Origin of the sequence: Pseudobutyrivibrio sp. MD2005 (genome assembly GCF_000621865.1) — a bacterium.
Classification (GTDB): Bacteria; Bacillota; Clostridia; order Lachnospirales; family Lachnospiraceae; genus Pseudobutyrivibrio.
The window spans coordinates 41,733-59,925 of the sequence record NZ_KK211359.1 but is presented as its reverse complement, the minus strand read 5'-3'; the positions used below and the strand labels follow the sequence as shown (position 1 = coordinate 59,925).

Below are 18,193 nucleotides of genomic sequence, written 5' to 3'. Positions count from 1 at the left end.
CCCCGTATATAAACTTTATAAAACCTGTTTCTTATTTTACTAAGTTCATTTCAAAATCATGCAATTATACTGCAAATCTGCTTTGGTAGTAATTAATAAAAGCTGTGCGTGTCAGCACAGCACAAACACTTACCCACGAATTGCAAAGAATCGAAAGAACACCTGCTAATAAAGAACGCGACATGCAGTATTTAGAAAATCAAAATTTTGTGATTGTGTAGCTATAGCGTGGGCGCGGCAAGCACTAGGGCAAGAGGCCGGCAGCAAATATAAATCGGTGGGCGCAAAAAGCCTTGGCATAGCGGGAAGCGGGCAAACACGGGGCGGCGGGCATAAAAAATCCCTGGGTGCCTGTGGCCCCAGGGATGAGTTTTAGTTTTTCTTGCGCTTTGAAAGTACGTCTACTGTAACGGCACCAAGGAGTACGGCACCCTTTACGATTTTTTGGATATCTGTTGACCATCCAAATAGGGACATACCGTTGTTGAGGATACCCATTACGAAGGCTCCGACAACTGCTCCAAGGATTGTACCTGAACCACCGGCAACGGCTGCACCACCGATGTAGCAAGATGCGATGGCATCCATTTCGAAACCATCACCAGCTTTTGGTGTAGATGATCCGTTACGAGCTGAAAGTACGATACCTGCGATTGCTGCAAGTACACCCATGTTTGTGTATACCCAGAAGAATACTTTGTTTGTATCGATACCTGAAAGGTTAGCTGCTTTTCTGTTTCCACCTAATGCGTAGATTTGACGTCCTGCAACTGTCTTTGTTGTGATAAATGCATAGATTCCAATGAGGATTACCATGATAAGTAATACAAATGGAAGTCCATTGTAACGTGCTAATTTATAGAAGAAGAACCAAATGATGAAAAGCATAATTCCAAGCTTGAGAATTGTCTGCCATGTTGGAGCTAATGCAAAGTTGTATTTCTTCTTTGTCTTGATGCTCTTAAGCTCTGACCAGATTAATGCAGCTGATGCAATAATTGCAACTGCGATTGATACTAAGTCTAAGATTCCATCGCCAAAGAATATTTTGTATGTAGGAAGGAAGCCTGCTCCAATGAAGTTGTAGTTTGTAGGAAGAGGACCTTTTGTCTGTGCCTGTAAAAGTGTGTATGTAAGGCCTCGACCCATAAGCATTGTAGCCAGTGTAACAACGAATGGAGGAATGCTTAAGTAGGCGATGAAGAAGCCTGCAAACATACCTACTAAGAGACCAATTGCAAGTGCTGCAAAAATAGCAACCCACATATTCATCTTGTAGTCCATCATCATGATACCAGCTGTGGCACCACATAAAGCTACTACTGAACCAACGCCCAGGTCGACGTTACCAGTAAGTACGCAAAGTAACATACCTATTGCAAGGATTACTACGTAACCGTTCTGCATTACAAGGTTGTTAATGTTCATAGGTGTAAGGTTTTTACCACCTGTAAGTATTGCAAAGATTAAATAAATTACAATAAGGGCAATAAACATGCCGTATTGTTTCATGTCTAAATTAGCTCTTTTATTATTCATTTCCATCATCCTTTCTGTTGTGTGCCATTACGCACTGCATAATTCTTTCCTGTGATACTTCCTCACTTGAAAGCTCACCAGCAATTTCACCTTCATTGATAACGTATATACGGTCACATGTACCAATGATTTCAGGCATTTCTGAAGAAATTACAATTACAGCCTTTCCTGCTCTCGCAAGATCATTTATGACGCAATATATTTCGTATTTTGCACCAACGTCGATACCTCTTGTTGGCTCATCCAAAATAAGTACGTCTGGCTGGGTAAGCATCCATTTTGCAAGTACAACCTTTTGCTGATTACCACCTGAAAGTGATCCAACAACCTGGTTAATGGAATTCGCTTTTACGTTAATTCTCTTTTTGTATTCTTCAGCAGCTACTATCTCATCATTGCCGTTGATAATGCCATGCTTTGAGAAGAACTTAGGTCGCGCTGCCAAAGCCATGTTTTCTTTAATGTCACCGATTAAGATAAGTCCGTTTGTCTTTCTATCTTCTGTAACATATGCAAGCTTATTATTTATGGCATCCTTTACTGTATTAAGATGAACTTCCTTGCCGTTTATTTTTACAGTACCTGAGATTTTCTGTCCATAGCTGTGACCAAATACACTCATTGCAAATTCTGTACGACCTGCACCCATCAGTCCGGCTAAGCCAACAACCTCTCCTGCCTTAACTTCGATATTAATATCCTTAAGAACTTGTCTGTCAGGATCATCTGGATGATACACATTCCAGTTCTTTACTTCGAAAATTGTATCACCAATAGTAACGCCTTCTCTTACTGGATATCGATTAGTAAGCTCTCGACCAACCATGGCCTTAATAACTCTATCCTCAGAGAAATCATCAACACCTTTAACAAGTGTTTCAATTGTTTTACCATCTCTAATTACGGTAACTGCGTCTGCAACATAGCTAATCTCATTTAGCTTATGTGAAATAATAATACAGGTAATTCCCTGTCTCTTAAGCTCCAACATGATGTCCAAAAGTTTTTTAGATTCTTCATCATTTAAGGCTGCAGTAGGCTCATCCAAAATAAGAAGCTCTACCTTTTTAGCCATTGCTTTTGCAATTTCTATAAGCTGCTGTTTGCCAACACCAAGTGAATTAACAGGCGCATTGACATTTTCATTTTCAAGGCCAACTCTAGCCAACATTTCCTGAGCTTTTTGTCTAGTCTTTGTCCAATCTATAACACCTTTCATAGAAAGCTGCTCGTTTCCTAAGAATACGTTTTCTGCTATAGAAAGAAGTGGACTAAGTGCAAGTTCCTGGTGAATAATAACTATTCCTTTTGCCTCTGAATCTCTCAGGTTATGGAATTTACAAACCTCTCCGTGATACTCAACGTCTCCCTCGTAGCTTCCATATGGATAAACACCAGACAAAACGTTCATCAAAGTTGATTTTCCAGCACCATTCTCTCCACAAAGAGCGTGTATCTCTCCCTTTTTAACCTGCAGATTAACATCATCAAGGGCTCTTACTCCAGAAAACTCTTTAATAATATGTTTCATTTCCAAGATGTAATCTGACATAATCTTCTCCTTTTAAAAACTGTGGCGACTCTTGCAAGTCGCCACTTGTGTAAACATCTAATGCATTGTGCTAAATCTTATTCAGCAAGCTGTTCCTCTGTGTAGTAACCACCATCTACAATGATTTCTTTGTAGTTGTCTTTATCAACTGCAACAGGTGTACATAGATATGAAGGAACTACCTTCTTACCATTGTCATACTGCTCTGTATCGTTGATTTCTGGCTCGCCGCCTTCAAGAACTGCCTGTACCATTGTTACGCACTTGTCTGCAAGGAGACGTGTATCCTTGTAGATAGACATTGTCTGAGAACCTGCGATGATGTTCTTTGTTGCCATAAGCTCTGCATCCTGTCCTGTGATAAGTGGCCAATCCTCGCCAACCTTATATCCAGCACCTTCAAGAGCTGCCTTACAACCATAAGCAAAACCATCAAAAGCTGTTGCACAGATATCAAGCTTTTCATCTGCATAGAAACCTGTTAAGTAGTTCTCACAGTTCTGCTGAGCTGTTTCCTGAGACCATCTTAAGATACATGTATCATCAAATGATGTTCTACCTGACTTACAAACTAATACTTCATCATCAAGGTATGGCTGAAGTACTTCCATAAGTCCGTCATAAAGCATTACAGCGTTGTTATCATCTGGTGAACCCATGAAGAACTCGATTGTGTAAGACTTTCCGTCTGCCTTAGCATTCTTAAGATCCTTAGCATCCTCAATGTACTTACCGATTGCTGTACCAACACCCTTGTTATCGAATGTTGCATAATATGAAACAGCATCTGTATCCATTAAAAGTCTGTCATAGGCGATGATAGGAATACCAGCATCCTTTGCCTGCTGCTCTACATTTACAAGAGCTGATGAATCTACAGCTGCGATAACTAAGCAATCAGCACCAGCTGCGATCATGTTCTCAATCTGAGAAACCTGAGCCTGTACGTCATCTTCAGCATACTGCAAATCTACTTCGTAACCGAGAGCTTCAAGCTTCTCCTTCATGTTATTACCATCATTGATCCATCTTTCTGATGACTGAGTAGGCATTGCTACTGCAACTCTCTTGCCATTAGGGTTTGCTGGTGTAGATGTATCCCCCGAATCTGCTGTCTGAGCTGTGCCTGCATCCCCAGCAGGTGCTCCTGTATCAGCAGGTCCACAACCAGCGAACATTCCCATAGCCATAACGGCTGTTAGTAAAACCCCAAGAACGCGTTTTTTCATGTTTTCTTCTCCTCCTGTTTCGCTAGCAACTTATGTTGCCGTTTTTTACTATGATTTGATTCTATCAGTTACTTTTTTTGTTTAAAATATAAAATTCTATTTTCTATCTTAGAAATTCTACACAATAAAAAAAGACTCTATAGAGCCTTTTTTATCGAATTGTTACATATAATACCCATTATACAAAAAACTCGGCAATAAATACCACTGCACAGCAGATACAAGCTACCTTAAATAAGCTCATATTGAACCAGGCTGCCAAAGTGCCACATACAAGAGCCAGAATTCCTGATATCTTGCTTTGTGTAGCATCAATAATTGCAGGAAACGTCATAACAGCCAATGTAACAAAAGGTACATAATATAGAAAAGAGCGTACAAATCTGTTTTTAATATTCTTTCTAAAAACTGTCACTGGAAGTACTCGGATTATAGTACTAACAATGGCAGCAACCAATATATAAATGTATGTATTACTCATCATCCTCTTCCTCCGGTCTTGGGAATGCAATCGCTGCAGCTGATGCTATTACAACTGTAAGAATAATTGTCTTGGTACCGCTTGAAACATTTGAAAGCATCGGCAAACGTGCAGCTATGTAGCTAAGTACAAAGCTAATAATAATCAATACTGCAACAATTCTGCGCTTTCTGGCTTCCGGCATAATGCAAGCAAGAAACATTCCATATAATGCAACTGATAAAGCAGACACTGCTCTGATTGGCATCAGTTCTCCTGCTACAATTCCAAATGCTGTTCCAAGAGACCAACAAAGTGCCGCAATGGCAAATGCACCATAATTGTATAGCGGAGCTATAACTCCAGGCCTTTTTATAGTGATGGCAAACAGTTCATCTGTAACGCCAAAGGCCACCAATACTCTATGAAGAATTGAGGTTTTTGAATCAAACTTTTGGCTAAGAGCTGTGGACATAAGCAGATATCTAGCATTAACGATGAGAGTCATTATAGCCATTTCTACATATGTTGCCCCTTCTTTTACTATGCTATAAACAGCATACTCTCCTGCACTTGCATGATTAAGCATTGAATTGATAAATCCTTGAATAGGATTTAACCCCGCTTGTCTTGCAATTATGCCTAGAGAGAAGGCCACTGCAAAGTATCCCAAACCAATTGGAACACCGTCTCTTACACCTTCTACAAAGATTTTTTTCTTTGTATTTTTCAAATCCAAAGTCATAAATACACCCTTTTTTATTCACACAAATTTAATATTTTCTCCTTCCCAATAGTGTAAACTAATGTTATGGAAAAGGAGGCAAAGCTCTATGAAACCAGGCGTTAGCGTAGCCACTCGCAAAGATGGCAGATCTTACTACCGTGGTAGCATAACCTACAGCGGTAAGCACATCAGTATCGGTAGCTTTAACGCTGAATCTGATTGCACAAAAGCTTATGATGAAGCAAGACTATTAATTAAAGATAGCACCATCACCCTTGATAATCTGCTTCAAAACATACATACACTTTCCTTCGAAAAATGCATAACCCTTATCAATTTTAGAGATAATGGCATATATATAAAAAATCCAATCTACCTACAGAAAAGCTATTTTCTCTATTACTTGGATAAATCCACTATTCTAAAATTTGATAATGATGATTTGTTCTACTACTCCAGCCACAAGATTCAAAATCGAGGTGGTCACATGTTTGTAAACGACTACGGAATGCAATACAACATCCTTGGTCGCTACGGAATCAAGCCCTATAGCGTAAAAGGCCGTGATTATCAGTTTGCCAACGGTGACGATACTGATTTTAGGTATTCAAACATTGTAGTAGTAAATAAATATCACGGAGTATATAAAGAAGAGAAAAAAGGAAAAATAATATACGCAGCAAAAATTCATCTAAATGGTGATTTCATTGTGGGCCGATACAACAACGAAGCTACCGCTGCCATTGCCTATAATAAAGCTGTAGATTTGTGCAGGGCCAGAGGCATGACAAAATCTTTTCCTATCAACTACATCACTGAGTATTCACCAAGAGAATATGCTGATGTATATACTGAAATTAAAATATCTTCTCATCTATATAAATTCTTCAGAAACAAGAATTTCCGTGATGCTTAGCACTTAATATAAGAGCCACCAAAAACTAAAAGTTTTCGGTGGCTTTTTTATAAGGTCAGTAACCCATTTAAATCGCCTACGGCAATTAGGGCTTTCCACTATAACTAGTTGTTAATGAACTTATCTTCCTCATTGTTCCATGAGTAAAGGCTACGGATCTGCTCACCAACTTTTTCTGCTGGATGCTCAGCTGCAAGCTTTCTCATTGCCTGGAAGTGAACCTGACGTCCAGCTGGAGACATATCAAGAAGGAATTCCTTAGCAAATGTACCATCCTGAATATCAGAAAGGATCTGCTTCATAGCCTTCTTTGTATCCTCTGTAACAATCTTTGGTCCAGTGATGTAATCACCGTACTCAGCTGTATTTGAAATAGAATATCTCATTCCAGCAAAGCCTGACTGATAGATAAGATCTACGATAAGCTTCATCTCGTGTACACACTCGAAGTATGCGTTTCTTGGATCATATCCAGCCTCAACAAGAGTCTCGAAACCAGCCTGCATAAGAGCACAAACACCACCGCAAAGTACTGCCTGCTCACCAAATAAGTCTGTCTCTGTCTCAGTTCTGAATGTTGTCTCAAGAATACCAGCACGAGCTCCACCGATACCAGCACCATAAGCAAGTGCAAGATCAAGAGCCTTTCCTGTAGCATCCTGGTATACAGCAACAAGACAAGGTGTACCCTTTCCTGCCTGATACTCTGAACGTACTGTGTGACCTGGAGCCTTTGGTGCAATCATAGTAACATCAACATCAGCTGGTGGCTTGATGCAACCAAAGTGAATATTGAAACCATGAGCAAACATAAGCATGTTGCCTGCCTCAAGGTTTGGCTCGATGTCAGCCTTGTACATATCAGCCTGCTTCTCATCGTTGATAAGAATCATGATGATATCAGCCTTCTTTGCTGCTTCTGCAGCTGTGTATACTGTAAGTCCCTGCTTTTCAGCCTTTGCCCATGACTTAGAGCCTTCGTAAAGACCGATAATGACATCACAACCACTCTCCTTAAGGTTGAGTGCGTGTGCATGACCCTGGCTACCATAACCGATAATAGCTATTGTCTTACCTTTCAATAATGAAAGATTGCAATCTTCCTGATAATAGATCTTTGCTTCCTGTGACATTCTTTTTATCCTCCTATTTTATAATATAACTACGTCCTCTGAGCCACGTGTAAGGCCTGTAAGACCTGTACGTGCAAGCTCAAGAATATCATAGTCTCCTAGCATATCTAAAAATGCTTCCAGCTTATCCTGATTTCCTGTAAGCTCTAGAATCATTGAATCATGAGTGACATCTACAACCTTGCCATGGAAAATCTCCACAATTGTAAGTACATCCTGTCTATCATTATTTCTAGCTGAAATCTTAACCAGCATAAGCTCTCTTTTAACAGACTGTCCATGCTCCAAAACTTTGAGATCAACTACTTCAGTAAGCTTTGAAACCTGCTTTTCAATCTGCTCAAGAATCATCTCATCACCATGTGTGACAATTGTAACTCTTGTATATCTAGGGTCAGCTGTAACTCCAGCTGAGAAACTATCTATATTGTATCCTCTACGTGAAAATAAGCCCGAAATACGACTTGTAAGACCTGGTGTATTTTCTACTAGTATTGAAAGAACTTTTTTAGACTCCATAAAAATCTCCTATAACTATAATCCAAAACACTTTAGTGCTTTGAAGTACGAAACTATTTAGAATTCTATCACAATCATTTGATATGTCAATATCAATAATTCACAACTATGAGGAATATTAATAATATTTTCCATCATAAGGATTATAAAGTCCCATTTGAATGGATTGTCTTTTATCCTCGTAACATAATGTAATATAGAAATCTCTGAACTCAAAACCTTGCTTCGTCCAGTATCTATTACCCTTCTCAAAATCACAGTATTCGCTATAATCTACCCACTGAAGAATCTGCATCAATGGCCTGTCCATCATTTTACAGGTAGCCTCCTTGAAGGTCCAAACCTCAGTAAACTTTTTATCTACCTCGGACTTTTTGATGGAATCCAGGTATTCTAAATCATATTTGGTAAAGAAACGCTTAACCAAATCTCTATCGTACGGACGGATGCGTTCCACATCAATCCCTACCGGCTTATCTGAAATTGCTGCTACTGCGAAATAATTAGAATGAGAAATGCTGAAGTCAACATTCTTAGGTTGAATGAACATTGGCTTTCCCTGCGATGTGGTGCTATACACATAGGGTCTTTGTATATGATTTTCCCAAAGAAGCTTCTCCAAAAGATGCGCAGCACCCAGCCTCTCACATTTTCCTTTAAGTGTCTTAGCCTGATCGACATGCTCTCTGCGTTGCGGACTAATCAAGCTGTACACCTCATCAAAAATGAAAGGATTCTGTAGTGCTTCACAATTGTATGCTGCCGCTTTAATCATAGTCTCCCCCTAGTTAGAATTCATATAAAAAGTATAACATAGTGAGAATTAAATATGATAAAATTTTTGTGAACGATTCTTTATTAATAGGGGTTAAACGGGAGCTAAAAATATGAAATTTCTTATCTTTGAAATGAAAACTGTATGCTACAATTCCTACCTTTATTTTGGAGATGCCTTAGGCAATGCCCTCACTAAACTTGGCCACAGTGTTGAGTACTTCAAAGTAGATGAGGATGCCCTTGATGATTTAGAGCGTTACGTAGGTACTCATTTCGATGCAATGATTGATTTTAACTCCGACTTACCTAGAGCACTTATGGACGATGATTCCTACTTCTTAAATCATGTGGATGCCCCATTTTTCGACATCATTCTTGACCATCCCCTATATCACCACGATTCACTAAAACACAAAATAGAAAACTTTCATGTAATCTGCCTTGATTCAAAGCACAAGGATTACATTTTAAAATACTACCCTCACATTAAATCAGTTTTAGTTACACCTATGACTGGTGAGCTGGCCTTTGGCCACGACTCCATCAATTGGGATGATTTTGAAAATCGTCAATACGATATATTATTATCTGGCACTTACACCGACCCTACGCGCTTGGAAACAGCCATAAATAAAATGCCGGATTTTCTCGCCAAAAACGTCTACGAATTAATAGATATGATGACAGCTGACAGCACTCTTACAATAGAAGATGCTGTCACAACCTTAGCTGAAAACGAAATCTACGATTACATCAATTCTGACTTACCACTGCACACGCAGTCATTTTACCTTGCGGATGCTTACGTGCGCTGCATCAACAGGAAAAATCTGGTATTAAACCTGGACAAATGCCAGCATTCCTTTGACATCTTTGGTGCCCTTTGGGAAGAGCTGGATTTGAAGAATGCCACACTGCACAGGGAAATCCCATTCAACCTGACATTTACAGTATTTTCAAAAGCAAAAATATCCGTAAATATAATGCCTAATTTTAAAGCCGGCAGCCATGACAGAGTCTTTTCCGCCCAGCTAAACGGAGCCGTTTCTCTAACAGACCCAACCACTCTCTTACTTGAAGAATACAAAGACAACGAAAACATATTATTCTACGACTTAGATCACTTAAATCAGGTGGCAGACAAAGTAGACCGTAGCCTTGATAACCTTTCACAGCTTAAAAAAATAGCCCAAGGCGGCTTTGAAATCGCAAATTCAAAACACACCTGGGCTAATATCGCCGATTTAATTACAAAGGCAATCCATTAATCGATATTTTGCATCTCCTGATAGAATGCAAAATAATCCTTTCTGCCATCCTTTGTAAACTGGATTGCTGTTCTAGGATGCTGATTCAAAAGACCTGTTGTCAAATACTGCATATCATATCCCCAAACAACACCCTGCTCCTTAAGAGGAAGCATATAATCCTCAACAAACTTAATGGCATATCTCTCTTTATACTTAGGATTCTTAAGGAATCCAAGCAAAAGCTCCATTGCACAATTTCCTGCTCCACGTCCCATGCTGCAGTATGTTGCATCAAGATAATCTACCATATCTCCACAAGCTTCGATTGTATTGGCAAATGCAAGCTTCTGGTTATCATGAGCATGCATACCCACTTTCTTACCGTACTTAGAAGCAATTTCATAATACATATCCGCAATACGCTCTGTCTGCTCTGGATATAATGAACCATAGCTATCAACTATATAAATACATGAAATAGGTGTCTGGCAGACAATATCTAACGCCGACTTAATATCTTCCATTGAAGCTGTTGAAATAGCCATAATGTTACAAGTGGTCTCGTATCCCTTCTTTGCAGCATCCTCTATCATTTGAACTGCACCTGGCAACTGATGAAGATATGTTGCAACACGAATCAAATCTACCGGACTTTCAGCCTTAGGGTGAATATCCTCTTTATAATTACATCTTCCTACATCCGCCATAATAGCAATCTTAAGGTCAGTATCATTATCACCCACAATTTTTCTAATATATTCATCTGATGAAAACTTCCATGGGCCGAATTTATCTACATCGAATTGCTCCTTATCAGCACGATACCCCATTTCCATATAGTCAACCCCAGCCTTCACATTAGTCAAATAAAGAGCCTTTGCGAACTCATCAGTAAAATAAAAATCATTTACCAATCCTCCATCTCGCAATGTTGCGTCCACAACCCTTACGCTCTCCCTCACTTCCAAAAGCTTGGATATCTCTTTTTTCATCTTTCTAGTCCTCCATTCACTTTAGTGATTAAAAGTATTAAAGTGCCTATAGTATACCAATAATCCACCTAAATTACAAGAGCCCTCGGCTAGCCCTATGCCCCCGCCCCCACATGGACCCCGCGTAGATTTCGAATCCAGCCCCAGTAGGGAGCCCGTGGCCTGCGGGGACTAGGAACGATTTCGCAAGGCTTTAGATTATCTTGGTGCCAAAAGGGAGCATTCAGTGCGTGTACTTTAATTGGTTTTGCAATCCGGCGGCGGCTGTACGCATAATACAGACACTTATATGTAAAATATTAGTTACCAAACAATGCTTAGACTAATTGCGTTCATACTCCGTTCTCCAAGAAAAATAACGAAGCAGGTTTTGAATATCTAGGTACCGTGCTCCATGCGACGTCCTGTCGCTTACGCACTTGCGCTGCCGTCCATGGCAGCGCCTACCTATATATTTCAAAACCTGCTTCTATTTTTCTAGGTTCACTCCAAAATCACGCAATTAGTTCTAAGATTGTATTGGTAACTTATTAATAAGTAGTGTGTGTCTGTATTATGCGCACAGCCGTCTCCGGATTGCAAAGAATTTAAAGAACACGCACAATAAATGATGCGACACTTGGCACCTAGATAATCTTAAGCCGCAGGCGATGTTCCTAGTCCCCACAGGCCACGAGCTCCCTACTGGGGCTGGGTTATAGTGTATACAGGCGGGGCCCATGTGGGTGCATCAAAAAAGCCCTCGGCTATGCCGAGGGCTTTGAATAAAACAATGACAGTCGGGCTCATTTAAAAGAAATCTCCTTCGGAGATTTGAGCCCTCCAGTACAATTTTGTGAAAGCTTTCAGCTTCCCCAAAAATGTAATTTAGAACTTACCAGCAGTAGCAGCTTCCTCAACTGATACGGCTACAGCAACTGTAGCACCTACCATTGGGTTGTTACCCATACCGATAAGACCCATCATCTCAACGTGTGCAGGAACTGAAGATGAACCAGCGAACTGAGCATCTGAGTGCATACGTCCAAGAGTATCTGTCATACCGTATGAAGCAGGACCTGCTGCCATGTTATCTGGGTGAAGTGTACGTCCTGTACCACCACCTGAAGCAACTGAGAAGTACTTCTTACCAAGGTCGATACATTCCTTCTTGTATGTACCAGCTACTGGATGCTGGAAACGAGTAGGGTTTGTAGAGTTACCTGTGATAGAAACACCTACGTTCTCATGGTGCATGATAGCAACACCTTCCTGAACATCATCAGCGCCGTAGCACTTAACTGTTGCACGAAGACCGTTTGAGTATGCCTTCTCAGAAACGATGTTAAGCTTAGCTTCCTTGTAATCGTACTTTGTCTCAACAAATGTGAAACCGTTGATACGAGAAATAATCTGTGCAGCGTCCTTTCCAAGACCGTTAAGGATAACGCGAAGAGGCTTCTGACGAACCTTGTTAGCCTTCTCAGCGATACCGATAGCACCTTCAGCAGCAGCAAATGACTCGTGACCTGCTAAGAAACAGAAGCACTCTGTCTCCTCCTCAAGGAGCATCTTTCCAAGGTTACCATGGCCAATACCTACCTTACGGTGGTCAGCAACTGAACCTGGAATACAGAAAGCCTGAAGGCCCTCTCCGATTGCTGCAGCTGCATCAGCAGCCTTACGGCAACCCTTCTTAATAGCGATTGCAGCACCTACAGTGTAAGCCCAGCAAGCGTTCTCGAAGCAGATAGGCTGAATCTTCTTTACCTGCTCGTATACATCAAGACCAGCGTCCTTAGTAATCTTCTCAGCTTCTTCGATTGAGCTGATACCGTACTGATTAAGAACTGCATTGATCTGATCAATTCTTCTTTCGTATGATTCAAATAAAGACATTATTGTTTCTCCTTTCTATAATTATTCCTGACGTGGATCGATAATCTTAACAGCATCGTCAACACGACCGTACTGGCCCTTTGCCTTCTCCCATGCTGTGTTAGGATCATCACCCTTCTTAATGAAGTCTGTCATCTTTCCAAGAGAAACAAACTGGTAACCGATAACTTCGTTATCAGCATCAAGAGCGATACCTGTTACATAGCCTTCAGCCATCTCAAGGTAACGAACGCCCTTTTCCTTTGTTGCGTACATTGTACCAACCTGTGAACGAAGACCCTTTCCAAGATCCTCAAGACCAGCACCAACTGCAAGTCCGTCATCAGAGAATGCAGACTGTGTACGTCCGTAAACGATCTGAAGGAAAAGCTCTCTCATAGCTGTGTTGATAGCGTCACAAACAAGGTCTGTATTAAGAGCCTCAAGGATTGTCTTTCCCTGAAGAATCTCTGCAGCCATAGCTGCTGAATGTGTCATACCTGAACAACCAATTGTCTCAACAAGTGCTTCCTCGATAACACCATTCTTAACATTTAAAGATAATTTGCAGGCACCCTGCTGTGGAGCACACCAGCCAACACCATGTGTGAAACCGCTAATGTCAGAAATCTGCTTAGCGTGTACCCATTTTCCCTCCTCAGGGATAGGAGCTGGTTCATGCTTTGCGCCCTTTGCTACAGGACACATGTTTTCTACTTCTTTTGTGTAAATCATTGTAGAACTCCTTTCTTCGTTCGTGAATACCATTAATATATTGCTACTACATTAATGCCACAATTATGAAACGTCACTTTGGACGTTATTGATTACATTTTCTCACTTTCTAGTCACTTAGTAAAGTACTCTTTTGCAATTTGTTAAAAAAATATCATCCTTTTTCATCAAAAAAGGCAGGGCCAATGGTCCTGCCATAATGTTTAGAAGCTGTGACCGCCTCCTGAGTGGCCTCCGCCACCTCCGCCGCCAGAGCTTCCGCCACCTCCACCTGAGGAAGATGAGCTATGACGACTTTTAATGGTATTGTAAACAGTTACACCAGAAGCAATATTCGCTCCAGTCAAAAGCATATCTTCGTAGGATGTTGTCATCTTGATATTAGCTCTTTGAAGCATCGCTTTATAGAACGCAAACAAATAACCAATTATTAACGATAAGAACATTAAAACTAGATATTTCATAGGTCTTAAGATAAAGCCTTTGTTAACAAGGGTGTCTGCCTGGTTCATAGCTTTTATGATGCAATTATAGTAATCTTCTTTCGCAGCAAACTTGTAGGCATTGTCAGTAATATCATAAGCATCAGCATCTGTAATTTTATATTGAATATCACCATAACCAGAAATGTATATCTCGCGATTATACATATCCACAGCAAAGGCAATGCCATCATCATATTTTGAAAAGTAAGCGTCATAATACGCTTCAAGCATTTCATCTGTATCACTTCCAAAATCCGAATCATCATAAGTGATAACCAAATAATTAATATCATCGTCTAGAGTCTCTAAGTATTCCACTATATCCTCTTCTTCTGAAGAACTGAGAATAGATGCCTCATCAAACAAATACACATTAGAATATGAAGGCTCAGCATCTACTTTCATAGGAAGCAATAGAGCCAGACCAAGCATGAATGCTAAAATTATTTTATTGTTCTTTAACACTGTCGAGTCCGCCTCCTTTCTTTAAGAATTGAGGAGATGGACGTGTTGCAAATACATTATATGTATTTACCATCTCAGTAATAGATAAGAGAATTACGATGAACGCAATTGCAAGCGCTCCATAGTAATAAATATCATTTACCATATTCATAAATCTTATAACGATAGAAGCAATCCAGCCTAACATACCAAGAAGTAATACCTTCTTCTTGCCTTTATGGATTTTAAATAGCGCCATTATAATAAGAACAACGCTGACTGGATAACCAAGTGTAGCGATAATAGATATAATCTTTGAGCCAAATGAAAAGATACCAAACAATAGGCCACCCATCAGAAATATAGGAAGCATTATAAATATCTGGCCATTTTTCTTTTTAACTTTAACCTTCTTCTTTTGAACGGAGTCTCTATTTTGATAGAAGCCCTTATCATCCAAGTGATTATCCTTGCGGTAAGAAGCATTAGCAAGATATGCGCCAGTGTAAGCTATAACTGCTGATATTAATGCTCCAAAGCCACACATGCTCTTGATATTGATAATTGTATTAGCAATAAGCGAAAACAAAAACAATATCACGAATGTGATGCCAGATGCCATCAATCCGCCCTTGAACATCTTACTTTTTTCAATAGGCATATCCATGTAAGCTGCGCCAGATGCTCCGTTTACTATAGAATATGCAACTCTATCATTATATTTGGTGGTCATGAAGTAAATTGGGAAATAGGCGCCACCAACACCACATCCAACTAAATCTGATTTAAGCCTTTCTTTGATAAGCTTTGCAGAACGTCCATCAGGCTCATAGCCTTTAGCATCATCAACTACCTTTTTATAAAGATAATCTGCAGCCTTATCTACTGAGTCTTCTACATATAAATCAGAATCAACTGTTGAATTCTCAACATAGAAACCAGCCAGATAATTAGGATTAAAGTCTCTAATCTGTGCTGAAGGGAAAGGCTCAATCTGCTCTGAAACTGTATCATCCAAAGATTGAGATGCATCAAATGGAACCTTTAGATTCTGAATATCTACATTAGCATTAATGTTAGCGTAATCAGTGTAGTCGTATGAGCCTCTAGAATAGCTATGTGTTCCTTTGTACTCAATAGTGTCATTTACACTGTACTCATACACATTGTAAGGGACATAAAGCCCTACCATCTTATTGATGTTCTCTTCGTTATCTAATCCTTCTGGTGCATAGGAAATCTTACCTGCATATTTTTGATAGCTGTTTCTAGCAGCCTTCTTACCAATCGCAAAAGGTAAGATATATTTAGGAGCACCTTCAGTAGAAAAATGCTCTTCCATTGTTGCCTGATTACCGCAAAATGGACAAAATTCCATACCATCGTTGTCTATTAATTGAATTTCGCCGCCGCATGTTGGACATGAATATACATTGGTAGTGATGGAAGAAATGCTCACCCTATCACTACCATTATAACTATCCGCATCAGTTAAATTTCCGCATGATTTACACTTTAACTTCTGCTTCGATGGCGAAAAAACCAACTGTCCACCGCAACTTGGACAGGGATACATTGTTGCCATACATTATTCTCCTGATTTATATTTAAGGTCTTTTTGTTCCGCAGTTTACGCAGAAATTGCCAAAGTTTTCATTGCCGCAATTTGGACAGAACCATCTGCCTGCCTGAGCTGCCCCAGCTTGTGGTGCTGCTCCAGCCTGTGGCTGCATCTGTGGCTGTCCCTGTGGTTGCATACCCTGATTAAATCCAGGATTCATAGCTGCACCTGCAGCTGCTCCTGCACTAAGTAAATCTGCAGCATTTGCTCCACCTGCCTGCATAGCCATGTTCATTCCGAAAAAGCCCATAGCTGCTCCGTTTGGATTGCTTGCTGCATTCTTCATTGCCTCTGCCTGGGCCTGAACAAGTGTAGCTCCTGCCATAGCCTGTGAACGAAGTGCTCCTGACTTTTGAAGCTCTTTAAGAGTTGCAGCGTCATCCTCTGGGATGATTGTTGAAAGGATCTGAACAGATGTGATTGCAAGACCATATTTATCTGTCCAAGACTGATCAAGCTCCTCACTCATAGCTTCAGACATTTCCTTTGTATAGCTAGGAATAGCTGATGGTCTAACACCAAGAGCTGTAAGCTTGCCAAGCGCAGGCTGAAGAGCCTGAATGAATTCAGCACGTAGCTGATCCTGAATATCTTCTACTGTGTATTCGTCCTTAACATTTCCTGCCAAATTAACATAAAGCTGAGTAGGATCTGTAACCTTCATGCTGTAATTACCATTGCACTTAAGTGTAGTATCCATATCAAGGCCGATGTTGTTGTCAAGAATTCTAAATGGAATTGGGCTTGGTGTGCCAAACTTTAATCCAACAATATCTTTTGTGTTGATGAAATATACTCTCTGCTGAACTGGCTTTTCACCACCGAAAGTAAATCTTCTACCGAATTCCTTAAATACGTTAGCAAAATCGCCAGCGAAAATTGATGCAGAGCCGGTCTCATCCCACTCGTATGCACCTGCCTCAGCAGCTACATCGATGATTCTTCCGCTATCTACTAAAAGAGCACACTGTCCCTCATTTACGATAATAGCTGAACCCTTTGTAATAACATCAGCATCACCCTTTGTATTTGTGCTTCTTCCGGAAACTTTGTGATCAGCTCTCTTAACAAGAGTGTCAGCAGACATAGAATCTGAAACGAATAATTCCTTCCATTGATTAGCGAGCTCTCCAGAAACAGAGCCCTTGAATGCTTGTATTAATCCCATTTTGTATCCTCCCTAATTTTGTACAAAATTTCAATAAGTATTAATATAATACCAAAAAAGACTCACCTTTAAAAGATGAGTCTTTAAAAAATTTTAATTCTTTTTAACGATATTATCCTGGCTCTTAAAAATGCTATCAGCCTCAACTACCCCACGAACTGGAGAAAGAGGATAAACATTAGAACGTGGACATACAACTGTTCCAGGATTTAAAACTGAATTGCAGCCAACTTCAACATTGTCGCCAAGCATAGCTCCAAATTTCTTTAATCCTGTTTCAATTTTCTCTCCATCTCTAGTTTTTACAACAACCAATGTCTTATCCTGCTTTACATTAGATGTGATGCTACCAGCGCCCATGTGTGACTTGTATCCTAAAACAGAATCGCCAACATAATTGTAGTGAGGAACCTGAACATTATTAAATAAAACAACATTCTTTAGCTCTGTAGAGTTACCAACTACACAATTCTTACCTACGATAGCTGAGCCTCTAATGAAAGCACACTGACGTACCTCAGCATCTTCATCGATAATAAGTGGGCCGTGAAGATATGCTGAATCAAAAACTGTTGCAGATTTTGCTACCCAGATATCTTCCCCTCTCTTTTCAAACTTTTCAGGATCAAGAGTTGGTCCAAGCTTCTTGATGAACTCAGAAATCTCTGGAAGAACTTCCCATGGATATTCCTTACCATCAAATAAATCCTTCGCAATGGTCTCATCTAAATTATACATAGATTTAATTTTGCACTGTTCCATATTTTTTATCCTTTCTTGTAATCTTAA

At 40.0% G+C, this 18,193-nt stretch carries 17 protein-coding genes; 2 read left to right on the top strand and 15 right to left on the bottom strand.

All coding sequences use genetic code 11. The features are described from left to right. Positions 1-372: 372 nt before the first annotated feature. The 5 genes from mmsB to T498_RS0111560 all read right to left on the bottom strand — a co-directional run bounded on the left by mmsB (position 373) and on the right by T498_RS0111560 (position 5,525). A complete protein-coding gene (mmsB, locus tag T498_RS0111580; RefSeq protein ID WP_028236043.1) occupies positions 373-1,539 on the bottom strand; it encodes a multiple monosaccharide ABC transporter permease in 1,167 nt (388 codons plus the stop codon). Next, on the bottom strand, positions 1,532-3,091 hold the full coding sequence (gene mmsA, locus T498_RS0111575) for a multiple monosaccharide ABC transporter ATP-binding protein (protein ID WP_028236042.1): 1,560 nt from the start codon (positions 3,089-3,091) through the stop codon (positions 1,532-1,534). Before mmsA ends, mmsB begins: the two co-directional genes overlap by 8 nt. A 77-nt stretch (positions 3,092-3,168) precedes the next feature. Then, the gene (gene chvE, locus T498_RS0111570; RefSeq protein ID WP_028236041.1) at positions 3,169-4,320 is read right to left on the bottom strand and encodes a multiple monosaccharide ABC transporter substrate-binding protein; all 1,152 of its coding nucleotides are present in this window, start codon (positions 4,318-4,320) and stop codon (positions 3,169-3,171) included. Positions 4,321-4,498: 178 nt separating this feature from the next. Continuing rightward, positions 4,499-4,801: an AzlD domain-containing protein gene (locus T498_RS0111565; protein WP_334291529.1), complete on the bottom strand. Its 303-nt coding sequence runs from the start codon at positions 4,799-4,801 to the stop codon at positions 4,499-4,501. After that, the gene (locus tag T498_RS0111560; protein WP_028236039.1) at positions 4,794-5,525 is read right to left on the bottom strand and encodes an AzlC family ABC transporter permease; all 732 of its coding nucleotides are present in this window, start codon (positions 5,523-5,525) and stop codon (positions 4,794-4,796) included. Before T498_RS0111560 ends, T498_RS0111565 begins: the two co-directional genes overlap by 8 nt. An 88-nt stretch (positions 5,526-5,613) precedes the next feature. Between T498_RS0111560 and T498_RS0111555 the strand changes: the two genes are divergently transcribed. Next, complete coding sequence (locus T498_RS0111555; protein WP_028236038.1) at positions 5,614-6,423, top strand: hypothetical protein; 810 nt, start codon at positions 5,614-5,616, stop codon at positions 6,421-6,423. Positions 6,424-6,527: 104 nt separating this feature from the next. Here T498_RS0111555 and ilvC read toward each other — a convergent pair whose 3' ends face one another. The 3 genes from ilvC to T498_RS0111540 all read right to left on the bottom strand — a co-directional run bounded on the left by ilvC (position 6,528) and on the right by T498_RS0111540 (position 8,850). After that, a complete protein-coding gene (gene ilvC / locus T498_RS0111550; RefSeq protein ID WP_028236037.1) occupies positions 6,528-7,556 on the bottom strand; it encodes a ketol-acid reductoisomerase in 1,029 nt (342 codons plus the stop codon). A gap of 18 nt (positions 7,557-7,574) precedes the next feature. Next, a complete protein-coding gene (gene ilvN, locus T498_RS0111545; RefSeq protein WP_028236036.1) occupies positions 7,575-8,075 on the bottom strand; it encodes an acetolactate synthase small subunit in 501 nt (166 codons plus the stop codon). 118 nt (positions 8,076-8,193) lie between these two features. Then, positions 8,194-8,850, bottom strand: a complete 657-nt coding sequence (locus T498_RS0111540) for a 4'-phosphopantetheinyl transferase family protein (protein ID WP_028236035.1) — start codon at positions 8,848-8,850, stop codon at positions 8,194-8,196. A 112-nt stretch (positions 8,851-8,962) separates the two neighbouring features. On the opposite strand from T498_RS0111540, the gene T498_RS0111535 reads away from it, so the two are divergent. Beyond that, on the top strand, positions 8,963-10,120 hold the full coding sequence (locus tag T498_RS0111535) for a glycosyltransferase (RefSeq protein ID WP_028236034.1): 1,158 nt from the start codon (positions 8,963-8,965) through the stop codon (positions 10,118-10,120). Here T498_RS0111535 and T498_RS0111530 read toward each other — a convergent pair. From T498_RS0111530 to T498_RS0111490, 7 genes are all read right to left on the bottom strand, one after another. Beyond that, positions 10,117-11,094 carry an aldolase catalytic domain-containing protein gene (locus tag T498_RS0111530; protein ID WP_028236033.1) on the bottom strand — a complete coding sequence of 326 codons (978 nt, stop codon included), beginning with the start codon at positions 11,092-11,094 and terminating at the stop codon, positions 10,117-10,119. The genes T498_RS0111535 and T498_RS0111530 overlap by 4 nt on opposite strands. Before the next feature lie 867 nt (positions 11,095-11,961). Next, positions 11,962-12,972 (bottom strand): GGGtGRT protein, encoded by a 1,011-nt coding sequence (locus T498_RS0111520; RefSeq protein WP_028236032.1) that lies wholly within the window; start codon positions 12,970-12,972, stop codon positions 11,962-11,964. Positions 12,973-12,993: 21 nt separating this feature from the next. Continuing rightward, positions 12,994-13,686, bottom strand: a complete 693-nt coding sequence (locus T498_RS0111515) for an iron-sulfur cluster assembly scaffold protein (protein ID WP_015549537.1) — start codon at positions 13,684-13,686, stop codon at positions 12,994-12,996. Positions 13,687-13,889: 203 nt separating this feature from the next. After that, positions 13,890-14,636: a TPM domain-containing protein gene (locus T498_RS0111505; protein ID WP_028236031.1), complete on the bottom strand. Its 747-nt coding sequence runs from the start codon at positions 14,634-14,636 to the stop codon at positions 13,890-13,892. Beyond that, positions 14,620-16,200, bottom strand: coding sequence for a hypothetical protein (locus T498_RS0111500; RefSeq protein WP_028236030.1), 1,581 nt, complete (start codon positions 16,198-16,200; stop codon positions 14,620-14,622). The genes T498_RS0111505 and T498_RS0111500 overlap by 17 nt, the downstream gene beginning before the upstream one ends. Positions 16,201-16,222: 22 nt before the next feature. Continuing rightward, a complete protein-coding gene (locus tag T498_RS0111495) occupies positions 16,223-17,404 on the bottom strand; it encodes an SPFH domain-containing protein (protein WP_028236029.1) in 1,182 nt (393 codons plus the stop codon). Between the two features lie 93 nt (positions 17,405-17,497). Beyond that, positions 17,498-18,166: a UDP-N-acetylglucosamine pyrophosphorylase gene (locus T498_RS0111490; protein WP_028236028.1), complete on the bottom strand. Its 669-nt coding sequence runs from the start codon at positions 18,164-18,166 to the stop codon at positions 17,498-17,500. Positions 18,167-18,193 lie beyond the last annotated feature (27 nt).